Origin of the sequence: Pseudomonas pudica, assembly GCF_015680405.1 — a bacterium.
Lineage (GTDB): Bacteria > Pseudomonadota > Gammaproteobacteria > Pseudomonadales > Pseudomonadaceae > Aquipseudomonas > Aquipseudomonas pudica.
Window position 1 is genome coordinate 21,085 of sequence record NZ_JADLJS010000041.1, and the last position, 21,178, is coordinate 42,262.

Sequence of the window (21,178 nt, forward strand, 5' to 3'; positions counted from 1 at the left end):
CACGAGCATGAGTACGAAAGTGATCAGCCTGGTTTCCATCGGTGCCCACCCCAGCTCCGGCCGCGCTCGCCGCGCCGAGCAGGATGCGCGCGCCGTGGAGCTGGGTTTGCAGCTGGCTGGGGATAACTTGCAGGTGGTGCATGCCGGCGACCCACGGGAAGAGGCGCTGCGCGCCTACCTGGGGATGGGCCTGGACCATCTGGATGTGCTGGAGCAGCCGGCCGGCGCGGATGTGCTGGGCGTGCTCGGGGATTACCTGCGCGACGCCGGGGCCCAGCTGGTGCTGACTGGCAGCCAGGCCGAGACCGGTGAGGGGTCGGGCATGTTGCCCTTCCTGCTGGCCGAAAAGCTCGGATGGCCGCTGATTGTCGGGTTGGCTGAAGTGGAGTCGATCGAAAACGGCACCGCCCAGGTATTGCAGGCGCTGCCGCGCGGGCAACGGCGTCGGTTGAAGGTGCGCCTGCCGTTGCTGGCGACTGTGGATAACGCTGCGCCCAAGCCGCGCCAGAGCGCTTTCGGGCCGGCACGCCGGGGTGTGTTGGCGGCACGCAACGTGGCTATTGTCGAAGACGAATTGCTGACTGAAGCCGAATTGCAACCGGCCCGCCCACGGCCCAAGCGGCTGAAGGTTATCAAGGCCAAGAGCGGTGCTGACCGGATGAAGGCGGCGACGGCCAAGGCCAGTGGCGGCGGAGGCAAGGTGTTGAAGGACGTTTCGCCACAGGAAGGCGCCGAGGCCATCCTCAAGCTGTTGGTGGAAGAAGGCGTGCTGCGCTAGAGCCTCACGCGGTCCCGTTGTAGGAGCGGCCTTGTGTCGCGATGGGTTGCGCAGCAGCCCCGGCAATCTTGACTGGTAGTCGAGATCCTGGGGCCGCGCTGCGGCCCATCGCGACACAAGGCTGCTCCTACATTCCATACACAGTATCAAGCGAATGTTTTTGCCCACCAAATCTGTTCGCCAAGGTGTGGATAAAGTGTTGGCGCATGGTCACAGCCCTTGTATCACGTGGCCTCCAAGCTTTTGATCAAAAAACGATCAGTCTTATCCCTGCCTTCGCATGCAACGCACGCCAGCACCCTCCTGATTTTGCCCACAATCGCTGTTAGCCGGTCTGTGGATAATCTGTTTGATAGCTTCTGTAGGCCTTGTAGTTAAAGGCTTCGGTAGGTTTGTTCAAAAATGATCAAATCCGGATGAGGTCTTCTTTATCTCCGATAATCAGGACCTTGGGGCGCTTATCCACAACCAGATCGAACAAAACGAATCAATTGCCCACAAACTCTGTTGGTGTCTCTGTGGAAAAAGTGTTCGCGGAGGCCGCCAAGCCTTTATCAGCAAGGCTTTCAAAGGTTTGGTCAGAAAACGTTCAATTCGCGATTTAAGCTAGCGGAAGAGCGCCGGGCGGTATTTTCCACAGGGCCTGTTCGCCGATCGATGCTCTGGCGCGACATCAAGAAAAACGTCAGCCCGAGACCTGGAACGATTTTCAGCGGGCGAATCAGGAAGGGAAAGCACAAGATGGCGCCGCGGAGCGGCTGAGAAAAGGGACGGGAAATGCCGGTTTGTAAGATCGAGGATGAAGCCAACGGAGATTGTCGCGCAGATCCGGAAGTACGGTGAGAAGACCAAGCCTGTGAGTTACCCACAGGCTTGGTTCGCGTGTATCACTGCGCCTGAACTTCCTTCAGATACGCCGCCGGCTCTGCCCCCAGATTGTTCAGCAAGCGCTGGCTGTACCAGTCAATGAAGTTGACCACGCCAAACTCGTAGGTTTTCGAGTAAGGCCCAGGCTGGTACGCAGTGGAGTTGATCCCGCGCTGGTTTTCTTCGGCCAGGCGACGGTCCTGATCGTTGGTCGCGTCCCAGACCTTGCGCATCTGCTCAGGGTCATAGTCCACGCCTTCCACGGCATCCTTGTGGACCAGCCACTTGGTGGTGACCATGGTTTCCTGGGCGCTGATCGGCCACACGGTGAACACGATCATGTGGTCGCCCATGCAGTGGTTCCAGGAGTGTGGCAGGTGCAGGATGCGCATAGAGCCCAGGTCGGGGTTCTTGATGCGGCCCATCAGCTTCTTGCATGCTTGCTTGCCATCCATGGTCATCGACACGGTCCCCTTGAGCAGCGGCATGCGCACGATACGGTTACGCAGGCCATGGCTCTTGTGCAGGTACGGGATCTTCTCGGCTTCCCAGGCAGCGGCGGAGGCGGCTACGTGGTCCTTGAAGGCCTGGTCGGCGCGTGGGTCGTTGGTGTCATCCCACTCCAGCAGGGTTTTCAGCAGCTCAGGGTGCGACCCGTTGCAGTGGTAGCACTCGCGGTTGTTTTCCAGCACCAGCTTCCAGTTGGCCTTTTCCATCAAGGTGGTTTGTACCGCCACCTTGGTGTTTTCCATGTCGTACGGTTCCATGTAGTGGTCCAGGGTGGCCAGGAACTCGTCGATGGCGGGCGGGTTTTCCGCCAGGCTGATAAAGATGTAGCCGCCTGCAACTTTCACATTCACAGGCTTGAGGCCGTACTGGTTCATGTCGAAGTCGGCGCCCATTTCGGTGCCGGCGAACAGCAAGCGGCCATCCAGCTCGTAGGTCCACTGGTGGTAGGGGCAGACCAGCTTGGCCACCTTGCCTTTTTCGCTGGTGCACAGACGCGAGCCGCGGTGGCGGCACACGTTATGGAAGGCATGCACTTTGCCCTCGGCGCCACGGATCACGATGATCGGGTTCTTGCCGATCTGCAGGGTCAGGAAATTGCCCTTTGTCGGAATCTCGCTTACCAGCCCCGCAATCAGCCACTCCTTGTGGAAGATCTCCTGCATGTCGATCTGGAACAGACGCTCGTCGGTGTAGAAAGGCTGGGGTAGCGAGTAGGTGCGCTCGCGGGTCTGCAGCATCTCGGCGGTGGCCTTGCGTGCAGGTTCCAGTGGATCGCCCAGGCTCAGGGTTGCGGTGACGTCCATCGTGTATTCCTCGGGGCCGTGTGCGGCCGGCAAAAGGTGGCTAATCGTTGTTGTGGTGCCGCAAGGCTGCTCATCAAGAAACAGCTGGTTGTTTTGCCGTGGAGTGTGCGTCCGAAGGCGTCATGAACCGTATCCATGGGCGACATGGCCGATTTGAATTACGACGCGCCAGCCCTTGTGGCGCGGGGCTGGTCGCGATAAGCACGCCGATGTCGCTGGCAGGAATGTACGTCGTCTTCAGCTTGCGCATTATCCAAGCCATAAAAAGGCCGATAGTCGGCTGCTGGAGATGAACATGTCCGATACCTTCCTTAATCCGGTCACCACCCAGACCTGGGCCAACGGCCGCCACATCGTGCGCTGTGTCAAGGTCATCCAGGAGACCTGGGACGTGCGCACCTTCTGCTTCATGGCCGACCAGCCGATCATGTTCTTCTTCAAGCCAGGGCAGTTCGTCACCCTGGAACTGGAGATCGAAGGCAAGCCGGTGATGCGCTCCTACACCATCTCCAGTTCACCGTCGGTACCCTATAGCTTCTCGATCACCGTCAAGCGCGTGCCGGGCGGCCTGGTGTCCAACTTCCTCCACGACACCATGCACGAAGGCGCCGAGCTGCCGGTGCACGGCCCGGTGGGGCTGTTCAACGCCATCGACTTCCCAGCGCAGAAAGTGCTGTACCTCTCGGGCGGTGTCGGGATCACCCCGGTCATGTCGATGGCGCGCTGGTTCTACGACACCAACGGCAATGTCGACATGGTATTCGTGCACAGCGCCCGTTCGCCGAAGGACATCATCTACCATCGCGAGCTGGAGCAGATGGCTTCGCGCATTCCCAATTTCAGCCTGCACATCATTTGTGAAAAGCATGGCCTGGGTGAGCCGTGGGCGGGTTATCGCGGTTACCTCAACCAGCGCCTGATGGAGCTGATCGCGCCGGACTACATGGACCGCGTTGTGTTCTGCTGCGGCCCGACGCCATACATGACTGCGGTCAAGCGCATGCTCGAAGCGGTCGGCTTCGACATGAAGAACTATCACGAGGAATCGTTCGGCGCGACGCCACCCGAGGCCAAGGCCGATGCGGTAGAGCATGCAGAGCAGGCTGCCGATGCACCGGAGCTGGATGCAGCCGACCTCAACCTGGTGGAGTTCATCGGCAGCGAGAAGAGCATCCGGATCGCCCCGGGCGAGACCGTGCACGCGGCGGCTGCCAAGGTTGGCCTGATGATCCCGAAAGCCTGCGGCATGGGCATTTGCGGTACCTGCAAGGTGCTCAAGCTGGGTGGCGAAGTGGAGATGGAGCACAACGGCGGCATTACCGAAGAGGACGAAGCCGAGGGCTACATCCTGTCGTGCTGCAGCGTGCCTAAAGGGGATGTACGGATCGATTACTGATCCGGGAATGCAGGGGGCTGCCTTGCAGCCCATCGCCGGCAAGCGCGGCTCCCACAGGTACTGCATAACCAGGAGAGTTGTGCGGTCGGTTTGGGAGCTGGCTTGCCGGCGATGGGCCGCAAGGCGGCCCCAGGTGTTTCAAGTGCGGAACCGCGCCACCAGCCCATTCAGATCCACGGCCAACCGCGACAACTCCGCACTCGCCGCACTGGTCTGATGCGCCCCGGTAGCACTCTGCACCGACAGGTCATTGATGTTCACCAGGTTGCGGTCCACTTCACGCGCCACCTGCGCCTGCTCTTCCGCCGCGCTGGCAATCACCAGGTTGCGCTCGTTGATCTGCGCCACCGCCCCGGCGATGGTGTCCAGTGCCATGCCTGCGCCACGGGCAATGTTCAAGGTGGATTCGGCACGCTCGGTGCTGGTGCGCATCGACTCCACCGCTTCTTCCGTACCGCCTTGAATACTGCCGATCATCCGCTCGATCTCACTGGTCGACTGCTGGGTACGATGAGCCAGCGCCCGCACCTCATCAGCCACCACGGCAAAGCCACGGCCCGCCTCACCGGCACGTGCCGCCTCGATCGCGGCGTTCAGCGCCAGCAGGTTGGTCTGGTCGGCCAAGCCACGGATCACGTCCAGCACCTTGCCTATATCGCGCGACTGTTCGGCCAGGTGAGTGATCAGCTTGGCAGTGGCCTGCACGTCGCCACTCATGCGCTCGATGGCACCCACGGTCTCCATTACCAGGTCACGTCCATCACCGGTGGAGCGGCTGGCTTCACTGGACGCTTCCGAGGTGCTCACGGCATTGCGCGCGACTTCTTCCACAGCACTGGTCATTTCAGTTACCGCAGTGGCAGCCTGCTCGATCTCGTTGTTCTGCTGCTGCAGGCCACGGGCACTTTCGTCGGTGACGGCATTCAGCTCTTCGGCCGCCGAGGCCAGCTGCGTGGCGGAGCCGGCGATCTGTTGCAGGGTGTCTCGCAGCTTGTCCTGCATGCGTGCCATGGCACGCAGCAGGCGGGCGGCTTCGTCGGTGCCTTCAGCGTGTATGACGTGGGTCAGGTCACCGTCGGCGACCTGTTCGGCGCTTTTGAGCGCTTCTTCGATCGGCTTGACGATGCTGCGGGTCAGCAGGAATGCGCAGACGAAAGTCAGCACAGTGGCGGCGACCAGCAGACCGATCACCAGGGCGAAGGCAGCGGCGTACTGGTTGGCGGCCTTCTCGTTGGTAGCGCGGGTCTGGTCGGTGTTGATGCGCACCAAGGTGTCCATGACCTTGTTGATCTGTTCGGAGTTGGCCAGCAGGTCGCGGTTGAGCAGGTCGCGCAGTTCGTCGAGGCGGTCGGCCTGGCTCAGGCTACGCATGCGTGACTCAAGCTGGCGGTACTGGTTGAGCAACTGGCCGTACTGATCGAACGCAGCCTGTTCGTCGGCGGCTCCGATCATCGGCAGGTAGGCCTGGCGTGCACGGTCGATCTGGCTGTTGCGCTCGTCCAGCAGGCTCAGGGTTTCGCGCTGAGTTGCCGGTTCGCGGTTGAGCAGCAGGCGGTAGGAGAGGGTGCGCATGCGCAGGTTCAGGGCAGTGAGCTCGTCGAGGATCTTGATGCTGGGCACGCTGACCTGTTCGATGACGACGCCGGCCTGGCGGATGTTGCCCATCTGGATGAGGGAGAAGATGCCGAGGCCAAGCATCAGTAGGCCGATGAGTGCGAAGCCGAGCAGCGCGCGCGGGGCGATGTTCATATTGCGTAGAGACATGGAGAGAACGATCCAGGCAAGGGAAAAAAGGGGGCGCAAAGTGCGACAAAACATGACTTGCCGGGCTATCGGTTGTGACTGCTCAGTCTTGAGTGCTGATGGCGAAAATTGTGAGGTTGCTAACCTTTTCCTGACCGGCGGTTGACCCAGGTCGGAACAAGGGGGTGGTTCCTCTGTCAATCTGCGGGTTAGACACCTTGTGAATCCGATATTTAATGGCGATGGGCCGCACTTTTCTTTATCGTGTGCGCCCCTCGCAACAACCTGAGATAGACCCATGCTGGAAGCTTCCCTGAACCAAATCGAGCAACTGGTCAGTGACCTGATGCAGAAGAACGCTCAACTCACCGAGCAGAACACCGCCCTCGGCCAGGAACTGGCCCAGGCCAAGGAAGAGAACGAAACCCTGCAGCTGTCGCTGATGGAGCAGGAAGAGAAGAACGGCAGCACCGCCGCACGCCTGCAGGCCCTGCTCGAGCGCGCCAATGCCGGCGTCGTAGGCGCATGACACTGCGAGCGCAGCCAATCAATGTCGTGTCGATCCTCGGCAACGACTATTCGATCAAGGCGCCTGAAGGCCAGGAAGCGACCCTGGCCCAGGCGGTGCAGATGCTCAACACCGCCTTGGCCCAGACCAAGCGTCAGTACCCGACCCTGATCGGCGACAAGCTGCTGGTGCTGGCAGCGCTGAATCTGTGTTCACGGCAGATCGAGCTGCAGGATGAGCACCGCAAGACGCTGGAGCGTACCCAGGCGCAGATCGACGCCACGGTGGACGCAATCGTGCGGACCATAGCCGAACAATAAGGTCTTGCGTCGCCCTCTGTGGGAGCGGGTTCACCCGCGAATGCGTCAGTGCATTCTGCATCGCATTCGCGGGTATGCGCGCCGCCACAGGACATCTGACTGCTTCAGATCACTGGATTAACTGGATACGCAAGTGTATACACTTTCCGCAAAACAATAATTATGCGGGGAGTAGGGCATGCGTATCTGGCGTAAGAGCATCCAGTGGCAGTTGATCACCAGCATGGGTGCCGCCCTGCTGGCGAGTATTCTGGTGGTGGTCATCATTTTCACGGTGGCGCTAAACCGCCTCACCGAACGCTACCTGGTCGATACCGCGCTGCCCGCCAGCATCGAGGCCATCCGCAACGACATCGAGCGCATGCTCGGCCAGCCGCTGGTGGCGGCGGCGGATATTGCTGGCAACACTCTGCTGCGTGACTGGCTTGCCGATGGTGAAGACCCCGCCCAGGCCGCTCCATTCATCGAATACCTGACCGCCGCCAAGCAGCGCAACCAGGCTTTTACCACCTTGTTCGTCTCGACCGAAACCGGCCACTACTACAACGAGAATGGCCTGGACCGTACCCTCAGCCGCAGCAACCCAAAGGACAAATGGTTCTACGGCTACATCGACAGCGGTGCCGAACGCCTGATCAACATCGACATCGACGGTGCCACCGGCGAGCTCGCGCTGTTCATCGACTATCGCGTTGAAAAGGATGGTCAACTGGTCGGTGTCGCCGGCATGGGCCTGCGCATGACAGAACTGTCGAAGCTGATCCATGACTTCAAATTTGGCGAGCACGGCAAGGTGTTCCTGGTGCGTAACGATGGCCTGATCCAGGTTCATCCGGACCCTGCCTTCAGCGGCAAACGCCAGCTCACCGAACAGCTCGGTGCGGACGCCGCCAAGGTGCTGATGACCGGCGGCGAAGGCCTGCGCAGCAGCCGCTTCAGCCGTGACGGCGAAAGCTACCTGGCGCTCGGCCTGCCCCTGCGCGACCTCAACTGGACCCTGGTGGCCGAGGTGCCCGAGGAGGAAATCTACGCACCAATGCACCAGGCGGTATGGCTGACCAGCCTGATCGGTGGTGCCGTGGCCCTGGTGTCGCTGCTGCTGGTAGTGCTGTTGGCGCGTGGCCTGGTGCGGCCGATCCGCCGTGTCACAGCGGCGCTGGTGCAGATTGGCAGTGGCGCGGGTGATCTCAGCCACCGGCTGGACGATTCACGCCTGGACGAACTGGGCGACCTGGCGCGTGGCTTCAACCGCTTCCTCGGCAGCCAGCGCCGGTTGATCGGCGAGGTATTGCACACTTCCGAGCGGCTGCACCTGGCGGTCGAGCAGGTGGCACAGGTGGTGGACAACACCGCCGAGCGTTCCGGGCGCCAGCAGGAAATGACCGAAATGGTCGCTACCGCCGTGCACGAAATGGGTTTGACAGTGCAGGACATTGCCCGCAATGCCGGTGATGCGGCCCAGGCCTCGCAGTCGGCGAGGGACGAAGCCCTGCAGGCGCGTGAAGTGGTGCAACGCTCGATCCGTGGTATCGAAGGGATGCCGGGTGATATCGGCAAGGCGGCCGATGCTGTCAGCCAGCTGGCCGATGAAGTAGCCTCGATCGACGAGGTTCTGGCAGTGATTCGTAATATTTCCGAGCAAACCAACCTGCTGGCGCTGAATGCCGCCATCGAGGCGGCCAGGGCAGGGGAGATGGGGCGAGGGTTTGCCGTTGTGGCTGATGAAGTGCGTACCTTGGCCCGGCGCACGCAGCTTTCCACCGACGAAGTGCAGCAGATGATCCAGCGCTTGAAGCAGGGCGCGGGTTCGGCGGTGAGTTCGATGCAGGCGGGGCAGCAGGCGACGGGGAGTGGGGTCGAGTCGAGCCAGCGCACCGGGGCGTCACTGGGTGCGATCACTGACCAGGTGGAACACATCAGCGACATGAACCATCAGGTAGCTACTGCGACTGAAGAGCAGTCGGCGGTGACCGAGGAGATCAATCGTACGGTGCAGGGGATTTCGGACCTGGCGCGGGAGACCGCAGCGGAGGTGCAGGGTTGTCGCCAGGAGTGCCAGGCGCTGCGTGGCTTGGCTGATGACCTGGCGCGGCAGATGGGTGGGTTCAGGCTTTAGATCAGTGTTGGCTTCTTCGCGGGTAAACCCGCTCCCACAGGTTCATCATTGCTCTTGAGGGCAGTGCTTACCTGTAGCTCCCACAGGTTCACCACAGGCCTTGAAACCTGCGCGATCCCTGTGGGAGCGGGTCTACCCGCGAATGCGGCCTGTCAGGCGCCGATGATGCTGCGGATATCCGCCGCCAGCTCGCGCACCCGCTCTTCCTCGGTATCCCACGAGCACATGAACCGCGCCCCGCCACTGCCAATGAAGGTATAGAACCGCCACCCTCTGCCGCGCAGCGCCTCGATCGCGTGTTCCGGCATTTGCAGGAACACTCCGTTGGCCTCCACCGGGAACATCAGCTCCACCCCCGGCAAGTCACTCACCAGCGAGGCGAGCAACTGCGCGCAATGGTTGGCATGCGCGCCATGGCGCAACCAGGCGCCATCTTCAAGCAGGCCCACCCAAGGCGCCGACAGGAAGCGCATCTTCGATGCCAGCTGCCCGGCTTGCTTGCAGCGGTAGTCGAAGTCCTCGGCCAGTTGGCGGTTGAAGAACAGGATCGCCTCGCCCACCGCCATGCCGTTCTTGGTGCCGCCAAAGCACAGTACATCGACGCCGGCCTTCCACGTCAGCTCTGCCGGGCTGCAGCCGAGGAACGAACAGGCATTGGTGAAGCGTGCGCCGTCCATGTGCAGGTTCAGCCCCAGCTCCTTGCAGGTGGCGCTGATTGCCTTGAGCTCGTCGGGGCGATAGACGGTGCCTACTTCGGTGGCTTGGGTAATGGTCACTACGCGGGGCTTGGGGTAGTGGATGTCCTGGCGCTTCAGCGCCACTTCGCGAATCGACTGTGGCGTCAGCTTGCCGTTGACGCTGGGCGCGGTAAGCAGCTTGGAGCCGTTGGAGAAGAACTCCGGCGCACCGCACTCGTCGGTTTCGACGTGGGCGGTCTCGGAGCAGATCACGCTGTGGTAGCTCTGGCATAGCGAGGCCAGGGCCAGCGAGTTGGCGGCAGTGCCGTTGAAGGCGAAAAACACTTCGCAATCGGTTTCGAAGATGTTGCGGAAGTATTCGGCGGCGCGCTCGGTCCATTGGTCGTCGCCGTAGGCGCGATCGTGACCATGGTTGGCCTTCTCCATCGCTGCCCAGGCTTCGGGGCAGATGCCGGAATAGTTGTCGCTGGCGAATTGTTGGCTCTTGTCTGTCATGACACTACTGTCCTGTGAACGACGCAGAACAGCACTCTAAACCATCATTTGGTCGGTTGCCTATACAAGCTCTGTGGTTCCAATGGGCTGCCTGGCATGCGCCAAGCAGAATGGGGCATGCCAGTAAGGCAGCGAGGCAGTTGCATAGTGCCGCACAAGCTCCCTACAACGTAAATTCAACTCTCAATCAAGTGGATTTCCCAGTAGATGTCTTCAATGATGTCAGCGAGTTCATTATAATTTGCATAGATATAGCGAAAATCAATTTTATAATTCTTGCAATCAAATTTTAAGTTTCCGCTATTGGCTAATGCGGCGTAGCCGAGACCACTCTGGTCTTCAGAAAAATTTTTGATGAGATTGCCGTTCGCGTAAAGCTGAACGTGAGCATATATTTTTTCAGTAACGTTTTCCCGACGTGTGCGGTCTGGGCTCACGGCTCTTCTGGTTTGCTGGCGTTTCGGGTCGATTTTTTCTGGAAAGTCGTCCGTCTTCAATTCGGCGCCAGTGATACGTACCAGTTGCTGTTCATCAGACAGGTCTGATTCAAATAAACTGAGTTTTGCAGTTGATCTTCGCGAATCGAAAGATGCGATATCAAGTATATCTCCGGCGCGCAAATATATCAGTGAACCATAGGCTTGAGGCTCTAGTGGGAATGTAAAAAGTCCGAAACTGGCTTTAACTTCCATAGCATTTCTCCTCATGCTTCGGCAGAAGTGGGCGCTGCCGATGACAAGATCTTCAGGCTCCCAGGTCAATATCGGCAACTGGTAGAAATGCCAGGTCTGGCTGTACCTGGCCAACGCTCAACCCCACAACGTGCAGCTGCCTCGAACACGACAATGTCGTAAACGCGCCATTGCAAGGCGTGCGCAGGCATCTGACCCGCCCCGGCCAGTCATAACATCGCCACAAAGGGCCACAGTGCCCCACGACAAAAAACGATCGCTGCCGGGAGATACACGATGTTCAGCAAGCAAGACCAGATCCAGGGTTACGACGATGCACTGCTGGCGGCGATGAATGCCGAAGAACAGCGCCAGGAAGACCACATCGAGCTGATCGCCTCGGAAAACTACACCTCCAAGCGCGTGATGCAGGCCCAAGGCAGCGGCCTGACCAACAAGTACGCCGAAGGCTACCCGGGCAAGCGCTACTACGGTGGCTGCGAGCACGTGGACAAGGTAGAAGCTCTGGCCATCGAGCGCGCCAAGCAGCTGTTCGGCGCCGACTACGCCAACGTCCAGCCGCACTCCGGCTCCTCGGCCAACGGTGCTGTCTACCTGGCCCTGCTGCAGGCTGGTGACACCATCCTCGGCATGAGCCTGGCCCACGGCGGCCACCTGACCCACGGCGCCAAGGTGTCGTCCTCAGGCAAGCTGTACAACGCTGTGCAATACGGCATCGACACCAACACCGGCCTGATCGACTACGACGAAGTCGAGCGCCTGGCTGTCGAGCACAAGCCGAAAATGATCGTTGCCGGCTTCTCGGCCTACTCCAAGACCCTCGACTTCCCACGCTTCCGCGCCATCGCCGACAAGGTCGGTGCGCTGCTGTTCGTCGACATGGCCCACGTAGCCGGCCTGGTTGCCGCTGGCCTGTACCCGAACCCTATCCCGTTCGCCGATGTGGTTACCACCACCACTCACAAGACCCTGCGCGGCCCACGTGGCGGTCTGATCCTGGCCAAGTCGAACGAAGAGATCGAGAAGAAACTGAACGCCGCAGTGTTCCCTGGCGCCCAGGGCGGCCCGCTGATGCACGTGATCGCCGCCAAGGCCGTGTGCTTCAAGGAAGCACTGGAGCCTGAATTCAAAGCCTACCAGCAACAAGTGATCGAAAACGCCCAGGCCATGGCCCAGGTGTTCATCGACCGCGGCTACGATGTGGTTTCTGGCGGCACCGACAACCACCTGTTCCTGGTAAGCCTGATCCGCCAGGGTCTCACCGGCAAAGATGCCGACGCCGCCCTGGGTCGCGCGCACATCACCGTCAACAAGAACGCCGTGCCGAATGACCCGCAGTCGCCATTCGTCACCTCGGGCCTGCGCATCGGCACCCCGGCTGTCACCACCCGCGGCTTCAAGGTCGCTCAGTGCGTGGCCCTGGCCGGCTGGATCTGCGACATCCTCGACAACCTCGGTGACGCAGACGTCGAAGCCGATGTGGCGAAGAACGTCGCGGCCCTGTGCGCAGATTTCCCTGTTTACCGCTGAGTGGAGTCACACACCATGCAACGTTACTCGGGCTTCGGCCTTTTCAAACACTCCCTCAGCCACCACGAGAACTGGCAGCGCATGTGGCGCACGCCAACCCCTAAAAAGGTCTACGACGTGGTTATCGTCGGCGGTGGCGGCCATGGCTTGGCCACGGCCTACTACCTGGCCAAGGAACACGGCATCACCAATGTCGCCGTGATCGAGAAAGGTTACCTGGGCGGCGGCAACACTGCCCGTAACACTACTATCGTGCGTTCCAACTACCTGTGGGACGAGTCGGCGCACCTGTACGAACACGCCATGAAGCTGTGGGAGGGCCTGTCCCAGGACCTCAACTACAACGTGATGTTCTCCCAGCGCGGCGTGTACAACCTGTGCCACACCCTGCAGGACATGCGTGACTCCGAGCGCCGGGTCAGCGCCAACCGCCTGAACGGCGTGGATGGCGAACTGCTCAACACCGCCCAGGTCGCGGCCGAGATCCCGTACCTGGACTGCTCGAAGAACACCCGCTACCCGATCCTCGGTGCCACCGTGCAGCGCCGTGGCGGCGTGGCGCGTCACGACGCTGTGGCCTGGGGCTTCGCCCGTGCTGCCGACGCCCTGGGCGTGGACTTGATCCAGCAGACCGAAGTGATCGGCTTCCGCAAGGAAAACGGCGCGGTCATCGGTGTGGAAACCAACAAAGGCTTCATCGGCGCCAAGCGCGTCGGCGTGGTCACCGCCGGTAACTCCGGGCACATGGCCAAGCTGGCCGGCTTCCGCCTGCCGCTGGAATCGCACCCGCTGCAGGCGCTGGTATCCGAGCCGATCAAGCCGATCATCGACAGCGTGATCATGTCCAACGCCGTGCACGGCTACATCAGCCAGTCCGACAAGGGCGACCTGGTGATCGGTGCCGGTATCGACGGCTGGGTCGGCTACGGCCAGCGCGGCTCTTACCCGGTGATCGAGCACACCCTGCAGGCCATCGTCGAGATGTTCCCCAACCTCTCGCGCGTGCGCATGAACCGCCAGTGGGGCGGCATCGTCGATACCTCGCCGGACGCTTGCCCGATCATCACCAAGACCCCGGTCAAGAACATGTTCTTCAACTGCGGTTGGGGTACTGGCGGCTTCAAGGCGACCCCAGGTTCGGGCAACGTCTTCGCCGCGAGCCTGGCCAAGGGCGAAATGCACCCACTGGCCGCGCCGTTCTCCATGGACCGTTTCTACAACGGCGCACTGATCGACGAACACGGCGCCGCCGCCGTCGCCCACTAACCGGAGACACCGTCATGTTGCATATTTTCTGTCCCCACTGCGGCGAGCTGCGCTCCGAAGAAGAGTTCCACGCCTCTGGCCAGGCGCACATCGCCCGCCCGCTGGACCCTAACGCCTGCTCTGACGAGGAATGGGGTACCTACATGTTCTACCGTGACAACCCACGCGGTATTCACCACGAACTGTGGGACCACGTTGCCGGCTGCCGCCAGTATTTCAACGTCACTCGCGACACCGTGACCTACGAGATTCTGGAAACCTACAAGATTGGCGAGAAGCCGCAAGTGACCGCCAGCGGCAAGCAGAACAGCGCCGCGTCGACCGTCAAAGGCCAAGGGGAAAAAGTATGAGCCAGACCTATCGCCTCGCCAGCGGCGGCCGTATCGACCGCAGCAAGGTCCTGAACTTCACTTTCAACGGCAAGACCTACCAAGGTTATGCCGGTGACAGCCTGGCCGCCGCGTTGCTGGCCAACGGCGTCGACATCGTCGGCCGCAGCTTCAAGTATTCGCGTCCACGCGGCATCATCGCCGCCGGTACCGAAGAGCCGAACGCCATCCTGCAGATCGGCTCCAGCGAAGCCACCCAGATCCCCAACGTGCGTGCCACCCAGCAGGCGCTGTACGCAGGTCTTGTAGCTACCAGCACCAACGGCTGGCCGAACGTCAACAACGACGTCATGGGCATCCTGGGCAAGGTAGGCGGCAGCATGATGCCGCCGGGCTTCTACTACAAAACCTTCATGTACCCGAAATCGTTCTGGATGACTTACGAGAAGTACATCCGCAAAGCCGCAGGCCTTGGCCGCGCGCCGCTGCAGAACGACCCGGACAGCTACGACTACATGAACCAGCACTGCGACGTGCTGGTCGTCGGCGCCGGCCCTGCTGGCCTGGCCGCTGCACTGGCCGCTGCCCGCAGCGGTGCCCGCGTGATCCTGGCTGACGAGCAGGAAGAGTTCGGCGGCAGCCTGCTCGACACCCGCGAAACCCTCGACGGCAAACCTGCTGCCGATTGGGTCAGCGCCGTGGTCAAAGAGCTGGAAAGCCTGCCGGAAGTGACCCTGCTGCCACGTGCCACGGTCAACGGCTACCACGACCATAACTTCCTGACCATCCACGAGCGCCTCACCGACCACCTCGGCGACCGCGCCCCGATCGGCCAGGTACGCCACCGCGTGCACCGTGTCCGCGCCAAGCGCGTGGTCCTGGCTGCGGGCGCCCACGAGCGCCCGCTGGTGTACGGCAACAACGACCTGCCGGGCAACATGCTGGCCGGTGCCGTGTCCACCTACGTGCGCCGCTACGGCGTGGCCCCGGGCCGCAAGCTGGTGCTGTCGACCAACAACGACCACGCCTACCGTGCCGCGCTGGACTGGCACGACGCCGGCCTGCAAGTGGTCGCCATTGCCGACGCCCGCCACAACCCACGTGGCTCGCTGGTTGAAGAAGCACGTGCCAAAGGCATCCGCATCCTCACCTCCAGCGCCGTGATCGAGGCCAAGGGCAGCAAGCACGTCACCGGCGCCCGTGTGGCCGCCATCGATGTGCAGGCACACAAGGTCACCAGCCCTGGCGAAACCCTCGAATGCGACCTGATCGCTACCTCCGGTGGCTACAGCCCGATCGTGCACCTGGCTTCGCACCTGGGCGGTCGCCCAATATGGCGTGAAGACATCCTCGGCTTCGTGCCGGGCGATGCTCCGCAGAAACGCGAATGCGTGGGTGGCATCAATGGCGTCTACGCCCTGGGCGACGTGATCGCCGATGGCTTCGAAGGCGGCGTTCGCGCAGCCACCGAAGCGGGCTTCAAAGCCACGGTCGGCAGCCTGCCGAAAACCGTTGCGCGCAAGGAAGAGCCCACCGTGGCGCTGTTCCAGGTGCCGCACGACAAGGGCACTGCCCGCGCACCCAAGCAGTTCGTCGACCAGCAGAACGACGTCACCGCGGCCGCCATCGAACTGGCCACCCGTGAAGGCTTCGAGTCGGTCGAGCACGTAAAACGCTACACCGCGCTGGGCTTCGGTACCGACCAGGGCAAACTGGGCAACATCAACGGCCTGGCCATCGCCGCCCGTTCGATCGGTATTACCATTCCGGAAATGGGCACCACCATGTTCCGCCCCAACTACACGCCGGTGACCTTCGGCGCGGTAGCGGGCCGTCACTGTGGCCACCTGTTCGAACCGGTACGCTTCACTGCCCTGCATGCCTGGCACGTGAAGAACGGCGCCGAGTTCGAAGACGTCGGCCAGTGGAAGCGCCCGTGGTATTTCCCGAAAGCCGGTGAAGACATCCATGCTGCCGTGGCTCGCGAATGCAAGGCCGTGCGTGACAGCGTTGGCCTGCTGGACGCCTCGACCCTGGGCAAGATCGACATCCAGGGTCCGGATGCCCGTGAGTTCCTGAACCGCATCTACACCAACGCCTGGACCAAGCTCGACGTGGGCAAGGCCCGCTACGGCCTGATGTGCAAGGAAGACGGCATGGTCTTCGACGACGGTGTAACCGCCTGCGTCGGCGACAACCACTTCATCATGACCACCACCACCGGCGGCGCTGCACGCGTGCTGCAGTGGATGGAGCTGTATCACCAGACCGAATGGCCGGAACTGAAGGTTTACTTCACCTCGGTCACCGACCACTGGGCCACCATGACCCTGTCCGGCCCCAACAGCCGCAAGCTGCTCAGCGAGCTGACCGACATCGACATGGACAAGGAAGCCTTCCCGTTCATGACCTGGAAGGAAGGCAACGTCGGCGGCGTACCGGCCCGGGTGTTCCGTATTTCGTTCACCGGCGAGCTGTCGTACGAAGTGAACGTGCAGGCCAACTACGCCATGGGCGTGCTGGAACAGATCGTCGAGGCGGGCAAGAAGTACAACCTGACCCCGTACGGCACCGAGACCATGCACGTACTGCGCGCCGAGAAGGGCTTCATCATTGTTGGCCAGGATACCGACGGCTCGATGACCCCGGACGACCTGAACATGAGCTGGTGCGTAGGCCGCAACAAGCCGTACTCGTGGATCGGCCTGCGTGGCATGAACCGCGAAGACTGCGTGCGTGAGAACCGCAAACAGCTGGTAGGCCTGAAGCCGATCGACCCGACCAAGTGGCTGCCCGAAGGCGCCCAGCTGGTGTTCGATCCGAAGCAGCCGATCCCGATGGATATGGTTGGCCACGTCACCTCCAGCTATGCGTCCAACTCCCTGGGCTACTCGTTCGCCATGGGTGTGGTCAAAGGCGGCCTCAAGCGCATGGGCGAGCGCGTCTACTCGCCGCAGGCAGATGGCAGCGTGATCGAGGCGGAGATCGTGTCTTCGGTGTTCTTCGATCCGAAGGGTGAGCGGCAGAACGTTTGACTCCGGGCCCTGTGGGGGCAGGCCAGGCCTCATCGCCGGCAAGCCGGGCTCCCACAGGATCGATGCAGCTTTGAAGGTTGGCGAGGTCCCTGTGGGAGCTGGCTTGCCGGCGATGAGGCCGGTAGCCCCAACACAAGCTGCGTCGCATCGACGAACAAGAATTCAAGGCAGGTAAGAAATGAGTGCTATCAACGTCTTCCAGCAAAACCCCGGCGCCGAGGCCAAGGCCCAGTCGCCACTGCACCACGCCGACCTGGCCAGCCTGGTTGGCAAAGGCCGCAAGAACGCAGGTGTGACCCTGCGTGAACGCAAGTTCCTCGGCCACCTGACCATCCGTGGCAACGGCCACGACCCGGAATTCGCCGCCGGCGTGCACAAGGCCCTGGGCCTGGAGCTGCCAGTGGCACTGACGGTGGTCGCCAACAACGAAATGTCGCTGCAATGGGTCGGCCCCGACGAGTGGCTGCTGATCGTGCCTGGCGGCCAGGAACTGGCGGTCGAGCAGAAACTGCGTGCTGCCCTCGAAGGCCAGCACATCCAGGTGGTCAATGTCAGCGGCGGGCAGAGCCTGCTGGAGCTGCGCGGCCCGAACGTGCGCGAAGTGCTGATGAAATCCACCAGCTATGATGTTCACCCGAACAACTTCCCGGTGGGCAAGGCTGTCGGCACCGTGTTCGCCAAGTCGCAACTGGTGATCCGCCGCACCGCCGAAGACACCTGGGAGCTGGTGATTCGCCGCAGCTTCGCCGACTACTGGTGGCTGTGGCTGCAGGACGCTTCGGCCGAGTACGGTCTGAGCATCGAGGCTTAAGGAGAACAGAACATGAGTCGGGCACCGGATACCTGGATTCTCACCGCCGACTGCCCGAGCATGCTCGGCACCGTCGACGTGGTGACGCGTTACCTCTTCGAGCAGCGCTGCTACGTGACGGAGCACCACTCCTTCGATGACCGGCTGTCGGGGCGTTTCTTCATTCGCGTGGAGTTCCGCCAGCCGGACGATTTCGACGAAGCCGGCTTCCGCGCCGGCCTCGCCGAGCGCAGCGATGCGTTCGGCATGGCGTTCGAGCTGACTGCACCAAATCACCGACCCAAGGTGGTGATCATGGTGTCCAAGGCCGACCACTGTCTGAACGACCTGCTGTATCGCCAGCGTATCGGTCAACTGGCCATGGACGTGGTCGCGGTGGTGTCCAACCACCCCGATCTCGAACCTCTCGCGCACTGGCACAAGATCCCTTACTACCACTTCGCCCTCGACCCCAAGGACAAGCCTGGGCAAGAGCGCAAGGTACTTCAGGTGATCGAGGAGACCGGCGCCGAGCTGGTGATTCTTGCGCGCTACATGCAGGTGCTGTCGCCGGAGCTGTGCCGGCGCCTGGATGGTTGGGCGATCAACATTCACCACTCGTTGCTGCCAGGGTTCAAGGGCGCCAAGCCGTACCACCAGGCGTACAACAAGGGCGTGAAGATGGTCGGTGCCACGGCGCACTACATCAACAACGACCTCGACGAAGGGCCGATCATTGCTCAGGGTGTCGAGGTGGTGGACCACAGCCATTACCCGGAAGACCTGATTGCCAAAGGGCGCGACATCGAATGCCTGACCTTGGCGCGGGCCGTGGGTTATCACATCGAGCGGCGAGTGTTCCTCAACGCCAACCGGACCGTAGTTTTGTAATAACCTGCACTGGCCACTTCGCGGGTAAACCCGCTCCCACAGGTACAGCGTTGGCGTTGAGCCTTGCGCCAAACCCTGTGGGAGCGGCTTCAGCCGCGAAGGGGCCGGCACAGGCCACCAACCCTGTTCCCCATTTCCGACAACGACAAACCTGCCGCTAAAAGGCATCTCCCTGTCGCTCCCAGTCAGTGCATCCCGTCCCATCAGGCCCACAATTCCCCTCATTCCAGAAACACATGCCGCCCACGGATGGCGGCGCGTTCAACCACCGCTGCATAACTACAAATCAAGCGAGGTAAGAGCATGTCTGGCAATCGTGGAGTGGTATATCTCGGCGCCGGCAAGGTCGAGGTGCAGAAGATCGACTACCCGAAAATGCAGGACCCACGCGGCAAGAAGATCGAGCACGGCGTGATCCTGAAGGTGGTCTCCACCAACATCTGCGGCTCCGACCAGCACATGGTCCGCGGTCGCACCACTGCCCAGGTCGGCCTGGTCCTGGGCCACGAAATCACCGGTGAAATCGTCGAGAAAGGCCGCGATGTCGAGCGCATGCAGATCGGCGACCTGGTCTCGGTACCCTTCAACGTCGCCTGTGGCCGTTGCCGCTCCTGCAAAGAGATGCACACTGGTGTCTGCCTCACCGTCAACCCTGCCCGCGCCGGCGGCGCCTACGGTTACGTCGACATGGGCGACTGGACCGGCGGCCAGGCCGAGTACGTGCTGGTGCCGTATGCTGACTTCAACCTGCTGAAACTGCCTGAGCGCGACAAGGCCATGGAGAAAATTCGTGACCTGACCTGCCTGTCCGACATCCTGCCGACCGGCTACCACGGTGCCGTGACTGCCGGCGTTGGCCCAGGCAGCACCGTCTATGTCGCCGGTGCCGGCCCCGTCGGCCTGGCTGCTGCTGCCTCGGCACGCCTGCTGGGCGCTGCCTGCGTCATCGTCGGCGACCTCAACCCGGCCCGCCTGGCCCATGCCAAGTCCCAGGGCTTCGAAGTGGTCGACTTGTCCAAGGACACCCCGCTGCACGAGCAGATCGTCGATATCCTCGGCGAGCCGGAAGTGGACTGCGCCATCGACGCCGTTGGCTTCGAGGCCCGCGGGCATGGCCACGAAGGTGCCAAGCATGAAGCCCCGGCCACGGTGCTGAACTCGTTGATGCAGGTTACCCGCGTTGCCGGCAACATCGGTATTCCGGGCCTGTACGTGACCGAAGATCCGGGTGCGGTGGATGCTGCCGCCAAGATCGGTGCCTTGAGCATTCGCTTCGGCCTGGGCTGGGCCAAGTCGCACAGCTTCCACACCGGCCAGACCCCGACCATGAAGTACAACCGCCAGTTGATGCAGGCGATCATGTGGGACCGTATCAACATCGCCGAAGTGGTTGGCGTGCAGGTGATCAACCTGGATCAGGCGCCGGAAGGTTATGGCGAGTTCGATGCAGGTGTGCCGAAGAAATTCGTGATCGACCCGCACAAGATGTGGGGCGCAGCCTGATAGCGTGATGTAACAAAGAGCCCCTCAATATGAGGGGCTCTTTTTTTGGGCTGAGTGGAGAACCTGTGAACCTGCTTCGGCAAGGCCCAAATCAGCGATTATTTTTTCCCAAGCAACGCTAGCATTTTTTACATGGGCAGGTATCCAGGTCAAAAGCACTGAGGCGGTCAGCAAAAGTGGTCGACAGCCGGGTCGGAACAAAGCTGCGAGATCCCAGTCAAAACTCGCGTTTCCCAGGCCATCCTGGCCCACGAGGTCCCTCCCGATGAAAGCATTCACCCTGGCAACTCTGATGACCCTGGCCGCAAGCCCGGTGTTCGCCTTCAACCTCAGCGACGCCGCCAACGCCGTGTCGGCCATGCAGAACCAGAATCAGAGCCAGCAAGGCCAGGTGCAGGCACCCGAGGCGCAGGCAAACCTGCTCAATACCTTGGGCAGCCAATTGAATATCACCCCAGAACAAGCCGTGGGTGGTGCAGGGGCCATGCTGGGGCTGGCGCGCAACAACCTGAGCAGCGACGACTACGGCCAATTGACCAAGGCCATACCGGGGCTGGACCTGCTTGCCGGGGCCAATGCACTGGGTGGCTTGACTGGCCTGGGTGAGTTGCTGGGCAAGAACAGCGAGAGCCAGTCGGCCTTGAGCAATGCGCTGGGCAACAATGTGGAAAACCGCAGCGACCTGGACAATGCGTTCAAGGCGCTGGGGATGGATACCGGGATGATCGGGCAGTTTGCGCCGTTGCTGCTTCAGTACCTGGGGCAGCAGGGGATTGCCGGGTCGCTGTTGCAGAACCTGGGGAGTTTGTGGACCACTCCTGCTCCATTGACCCGACCTTCGGTCTGATCATTTTGTAACACCAGTACCGGCCTCATCGCCGGCAAGCCAGCTCCCCCACGGTTACAGC

General features: G+C 61.7%; 17 protein-coding genes and 1 pseudogene. 14 read left to right on the forward strand and 4 right to left on the reverse strand.

Annotation, left to right across the window (positions count from 1 at the left end; translation table 11 throughout):
• The first annotated feature begins 7 nt into the window (after nucleotides 1-7).
• Nucleotides 8-778, forward strand: a complete 771-nt coding sequence (gene etfB / locus IRZ77_RS21850; protein WP_046614483.1) for an electron transfer flavoprotein subunit beta — start codon at nucleotides 8-10, stop codon at nucleotides 776-778.
• A gap of 887 nt (nucleotides 779-1,665) precedes the next feature.
• On the opposite strand, the gene gbcA is transcribed toward etfB, so the two are convergent.
• The gene (gene gbcA, locus IRZ77_RS21855; RefSeq protein ID WP_046614482.1) at nucleotides 1,666-2,958 is read right to left on the reverse strand and encodes a glycine-betaine demethylase subunit GbcA; all 1,293 of its coding nucleotides are present in this window, start codon (nucleotides 2,956-2,958) and stop codon (nucleotides 1,666-1,668) included.
• Between the two features lie 295 nt (nucleotides 2,959-3,253).
• On the opposite strand from gbcA, the gene gbcB reads away from it, so the two are divergent.
• Nucleotides 3,254-4,354: a glycine-betaine demethylase subunit GbcB gene (gene gbcB / locus IRZ77_RS21860; RefSeq protein WP_015268654.1), complete on the forward strand. Its 1,101-nt coding sequence runs from the start codon at nucleotides 3,254-3,256 to the stop codon at nucleotides 4,352-4,354.
• 138 nt (nucleotides 4,355-4,492) lie between these two features.
• On the opposite strand, the gene IRZ77_RS21865 is transcribed toward gbcB, so the two are convergent.
• A complete protein-coding gene (locus IRZ77_RS21865; RefSeq protein ID WP_046614481.1) occupies nucleotides 4,493-6,118 on the reverse strand; it encodes a methyl-accepting chemotaxis protein in 1,626 nt (541 codons plus the stop codon).
• A 277-nt stretch (nucleotides 6,119-6,395) separates the two neighbouring features.
• Here IRZ77_RS21865 and IRZ77_RS21870 point away from each other — a divergent pair, with 277 nt between their 5' ends.
• The 4 genes and pseudogenes from IRZ77_RS21870 to IRZ77_RS27390 all read left to right on the forward strand — a co-directional run bounded on the left by IRZ77_RS21870 (nucleotide 6,396) and on the right by IRZ77_RS27390 (nucleotide 9,041).
• Nucleotides 6,396-6,626: a hypothetical protein gene (locus tag IRZ77_RS21870; protein ID WP_025337390.1), complete on the forward strand. Its 231-nt coding sequence runs from the start codon at nucleotides 6,396-6,398 to the stop codon at nucleotides 6,624-6,626.
• Nucleotides 6,623-6,925: a cell division protein ZapA gene (locus tag IRZ77_RS21875; protein ID WP_003257516.1), complete on the forward strand. Its 303-nt coding sequence runs from the start codon at nucleotides 6,623-6,625 to the stop codon at nucleotides 6,923-6,925. Before IRZ77_RS21870 ends, IRZ77_RS21875 begins: the two co-directional genes overlap by 4 nt.
• Nucleotides 6,926-7,148: 223 nt before the next feature.
• A pseudogene (locus IRZ77_RS27385) lies at nucleotides 7,149-8,177 on the forward strand (HAMP domain-containing protein); the annotation flags it as partial.
• Between the two features lie 135 nt (nucleotides 8,178-8,312).
• Entirely contained in the window at nucleotides 8,313-9,041 is a 729-nt protein-coding gene (locus IRZ77_RS27390; RefSeq protein ID WP_408003950.1) for a methyl-accepting chemotaxis protein, read from the forward strand.
• A 152-nt stretch (nucleotides 9,042-9,193) separates the two neighbouring features.
• Here IRZ77_RS27390 and IRZ77_RS21885 read toward each other — a convergent pair whose 3' ends face one another.
• Complete coding sequence (locus IRZ77_RS21885; protein ID WP_196174422.1) at nucleotides 9,194-10,234, reverse strand: threonine aldolase family protein; 1,041 nt, start codon at nucleotides 10,232-10,234, stop codon at nucleotides 9,194-9,196.
• 176 nt (nucleotides 10,235-10,410) lie between these two features.
• Complete coding sequence (locus IRZ77_RS21890) at nucleotides 10,411-10,926, reverse strand: hypothetical protein (RefSeq protein WP_196174423.1); 516 nt, start codon at nucleotides 10,924-10,926, stop codon at nucleotides 10,411-10,413.
• A 276-nt stretch (nucleotides 10,927-11,202) separates the two neighbouring features.
• On the opposite strand from IRZ77_RS21890, the gene IRZ77_RS21895 reads away from it, so the two are divergent.
• The 8 genes from IRZ77_RS21895 (at nucleotide 11,203) to IRZ77_RS21930 (ending at nucleotide 21,117) form a co-directional block, all read left to right on the forward strand.
• Entirely contained in the window at nucleotides 11,203-12,456 is a 1,254-nt protein-coding gene (locus IRZ77_RS21895) for a serine hydroxymethyltransferase (RefSeq protein WP_025337394.1), read from the forward strand.
• Nucleotides 12,457-12,471: 15 nt separating this feature from the next.
• Nucleotides 12,472-13,722, forward strand: coding sequence for a sarcosine oxidase subunit beta family protein (locus IRZ77_RS21900; RefSeq protein ID WP_003255680.1), 1,251 nt, complete (start codon nucleotides 12,472-12,474; stop codon nucleotides 13,720-13,722).
• A 14-nt stretch (nucleotides 13,723-13,736) separates the two neighbouring features.
• Complete coding sequence (locus IRZ77_RS21905; RefSeq protein ID WP_013970519.1) at nucleotides 13,737-14,072, forward strand: sarcosine oxidase subunit delta; 336 nt, start codon at nucleotides 13,737-13,739, stop codon at nucleotides 14,070-14,072.
• Nucleotides 14,069-17,086 (forward strand): sarcosine oxidase subunit alpha, encoded by a 3,018-nt coding sequence (locus IRZ77_RS21910; RefSeq protein WP_135001883.1) that lies wholly within the window; start codon nucleotides 14,069-14,071, stop codon nucleotides 17,084-17,086. The genes IRZ77_RS21905 and IRZ77_RS21910 overlap by 4 nt, the downstream gene beginning before the upstream one ends.
• 178 nt (nucleotides 17,087-17,264) lie before the next feature.
• A complete protein-coding gene (locus IRZ77_RS21915; protein WP_046614476.1) occupies nucleotides 17,265-17,897 on the forward strand; it encodes a sarcosine oxidase subunit gamma in 633 nt (210 codons plus the stop codon).
• Between the two features lie 12 nt (nucleotides 17,898-17,909).
• Nucleotides 17,910-18,767: a formyltetrahydrofolate deformylase gene (purU, locus tag IRZ77_RS21920; protein WP_046614475.1), complete on the forward strand. Its 858-nt coding sequence runs from the start codon at nucleotides 17,910-17,912 to the stop codon at nucleotides 18,765-18,767.
• Between the two features lie 303 nt (nucleotides 18,768-19,070).
• Nucleotides 19,071-20,270, forward strand: a complete 1,200-nt coding sequence (fdhA, locus tag IRZ77_RS21925; protein WP_015268662.1) for a formaldehyde dehydrogenase, glutathione-independent — start codon at nucleotides 19,071-19,073, stop codon at nucleotides 20,268-20,270.
• 265 nt (nucleotides 20,271-20,535) lie between these two features.
• Nucleotides 20,536-21,117 carry a DUF2780 domain-containing protein gene (locus tag IRZ77_RS21930; protein ID WP_108481143.1) on the forward strand — a complete coding sequence of 194 codons (582 nt, stop codon included), beginning with the start codon at nucleotides 20,536-20,538 and terminating at the stop codon, nucleotides 21,115-21,117.
• The last annotated feature ends 61 nt before the right edge of the window (nucleotides 21,118-21,178 follow it).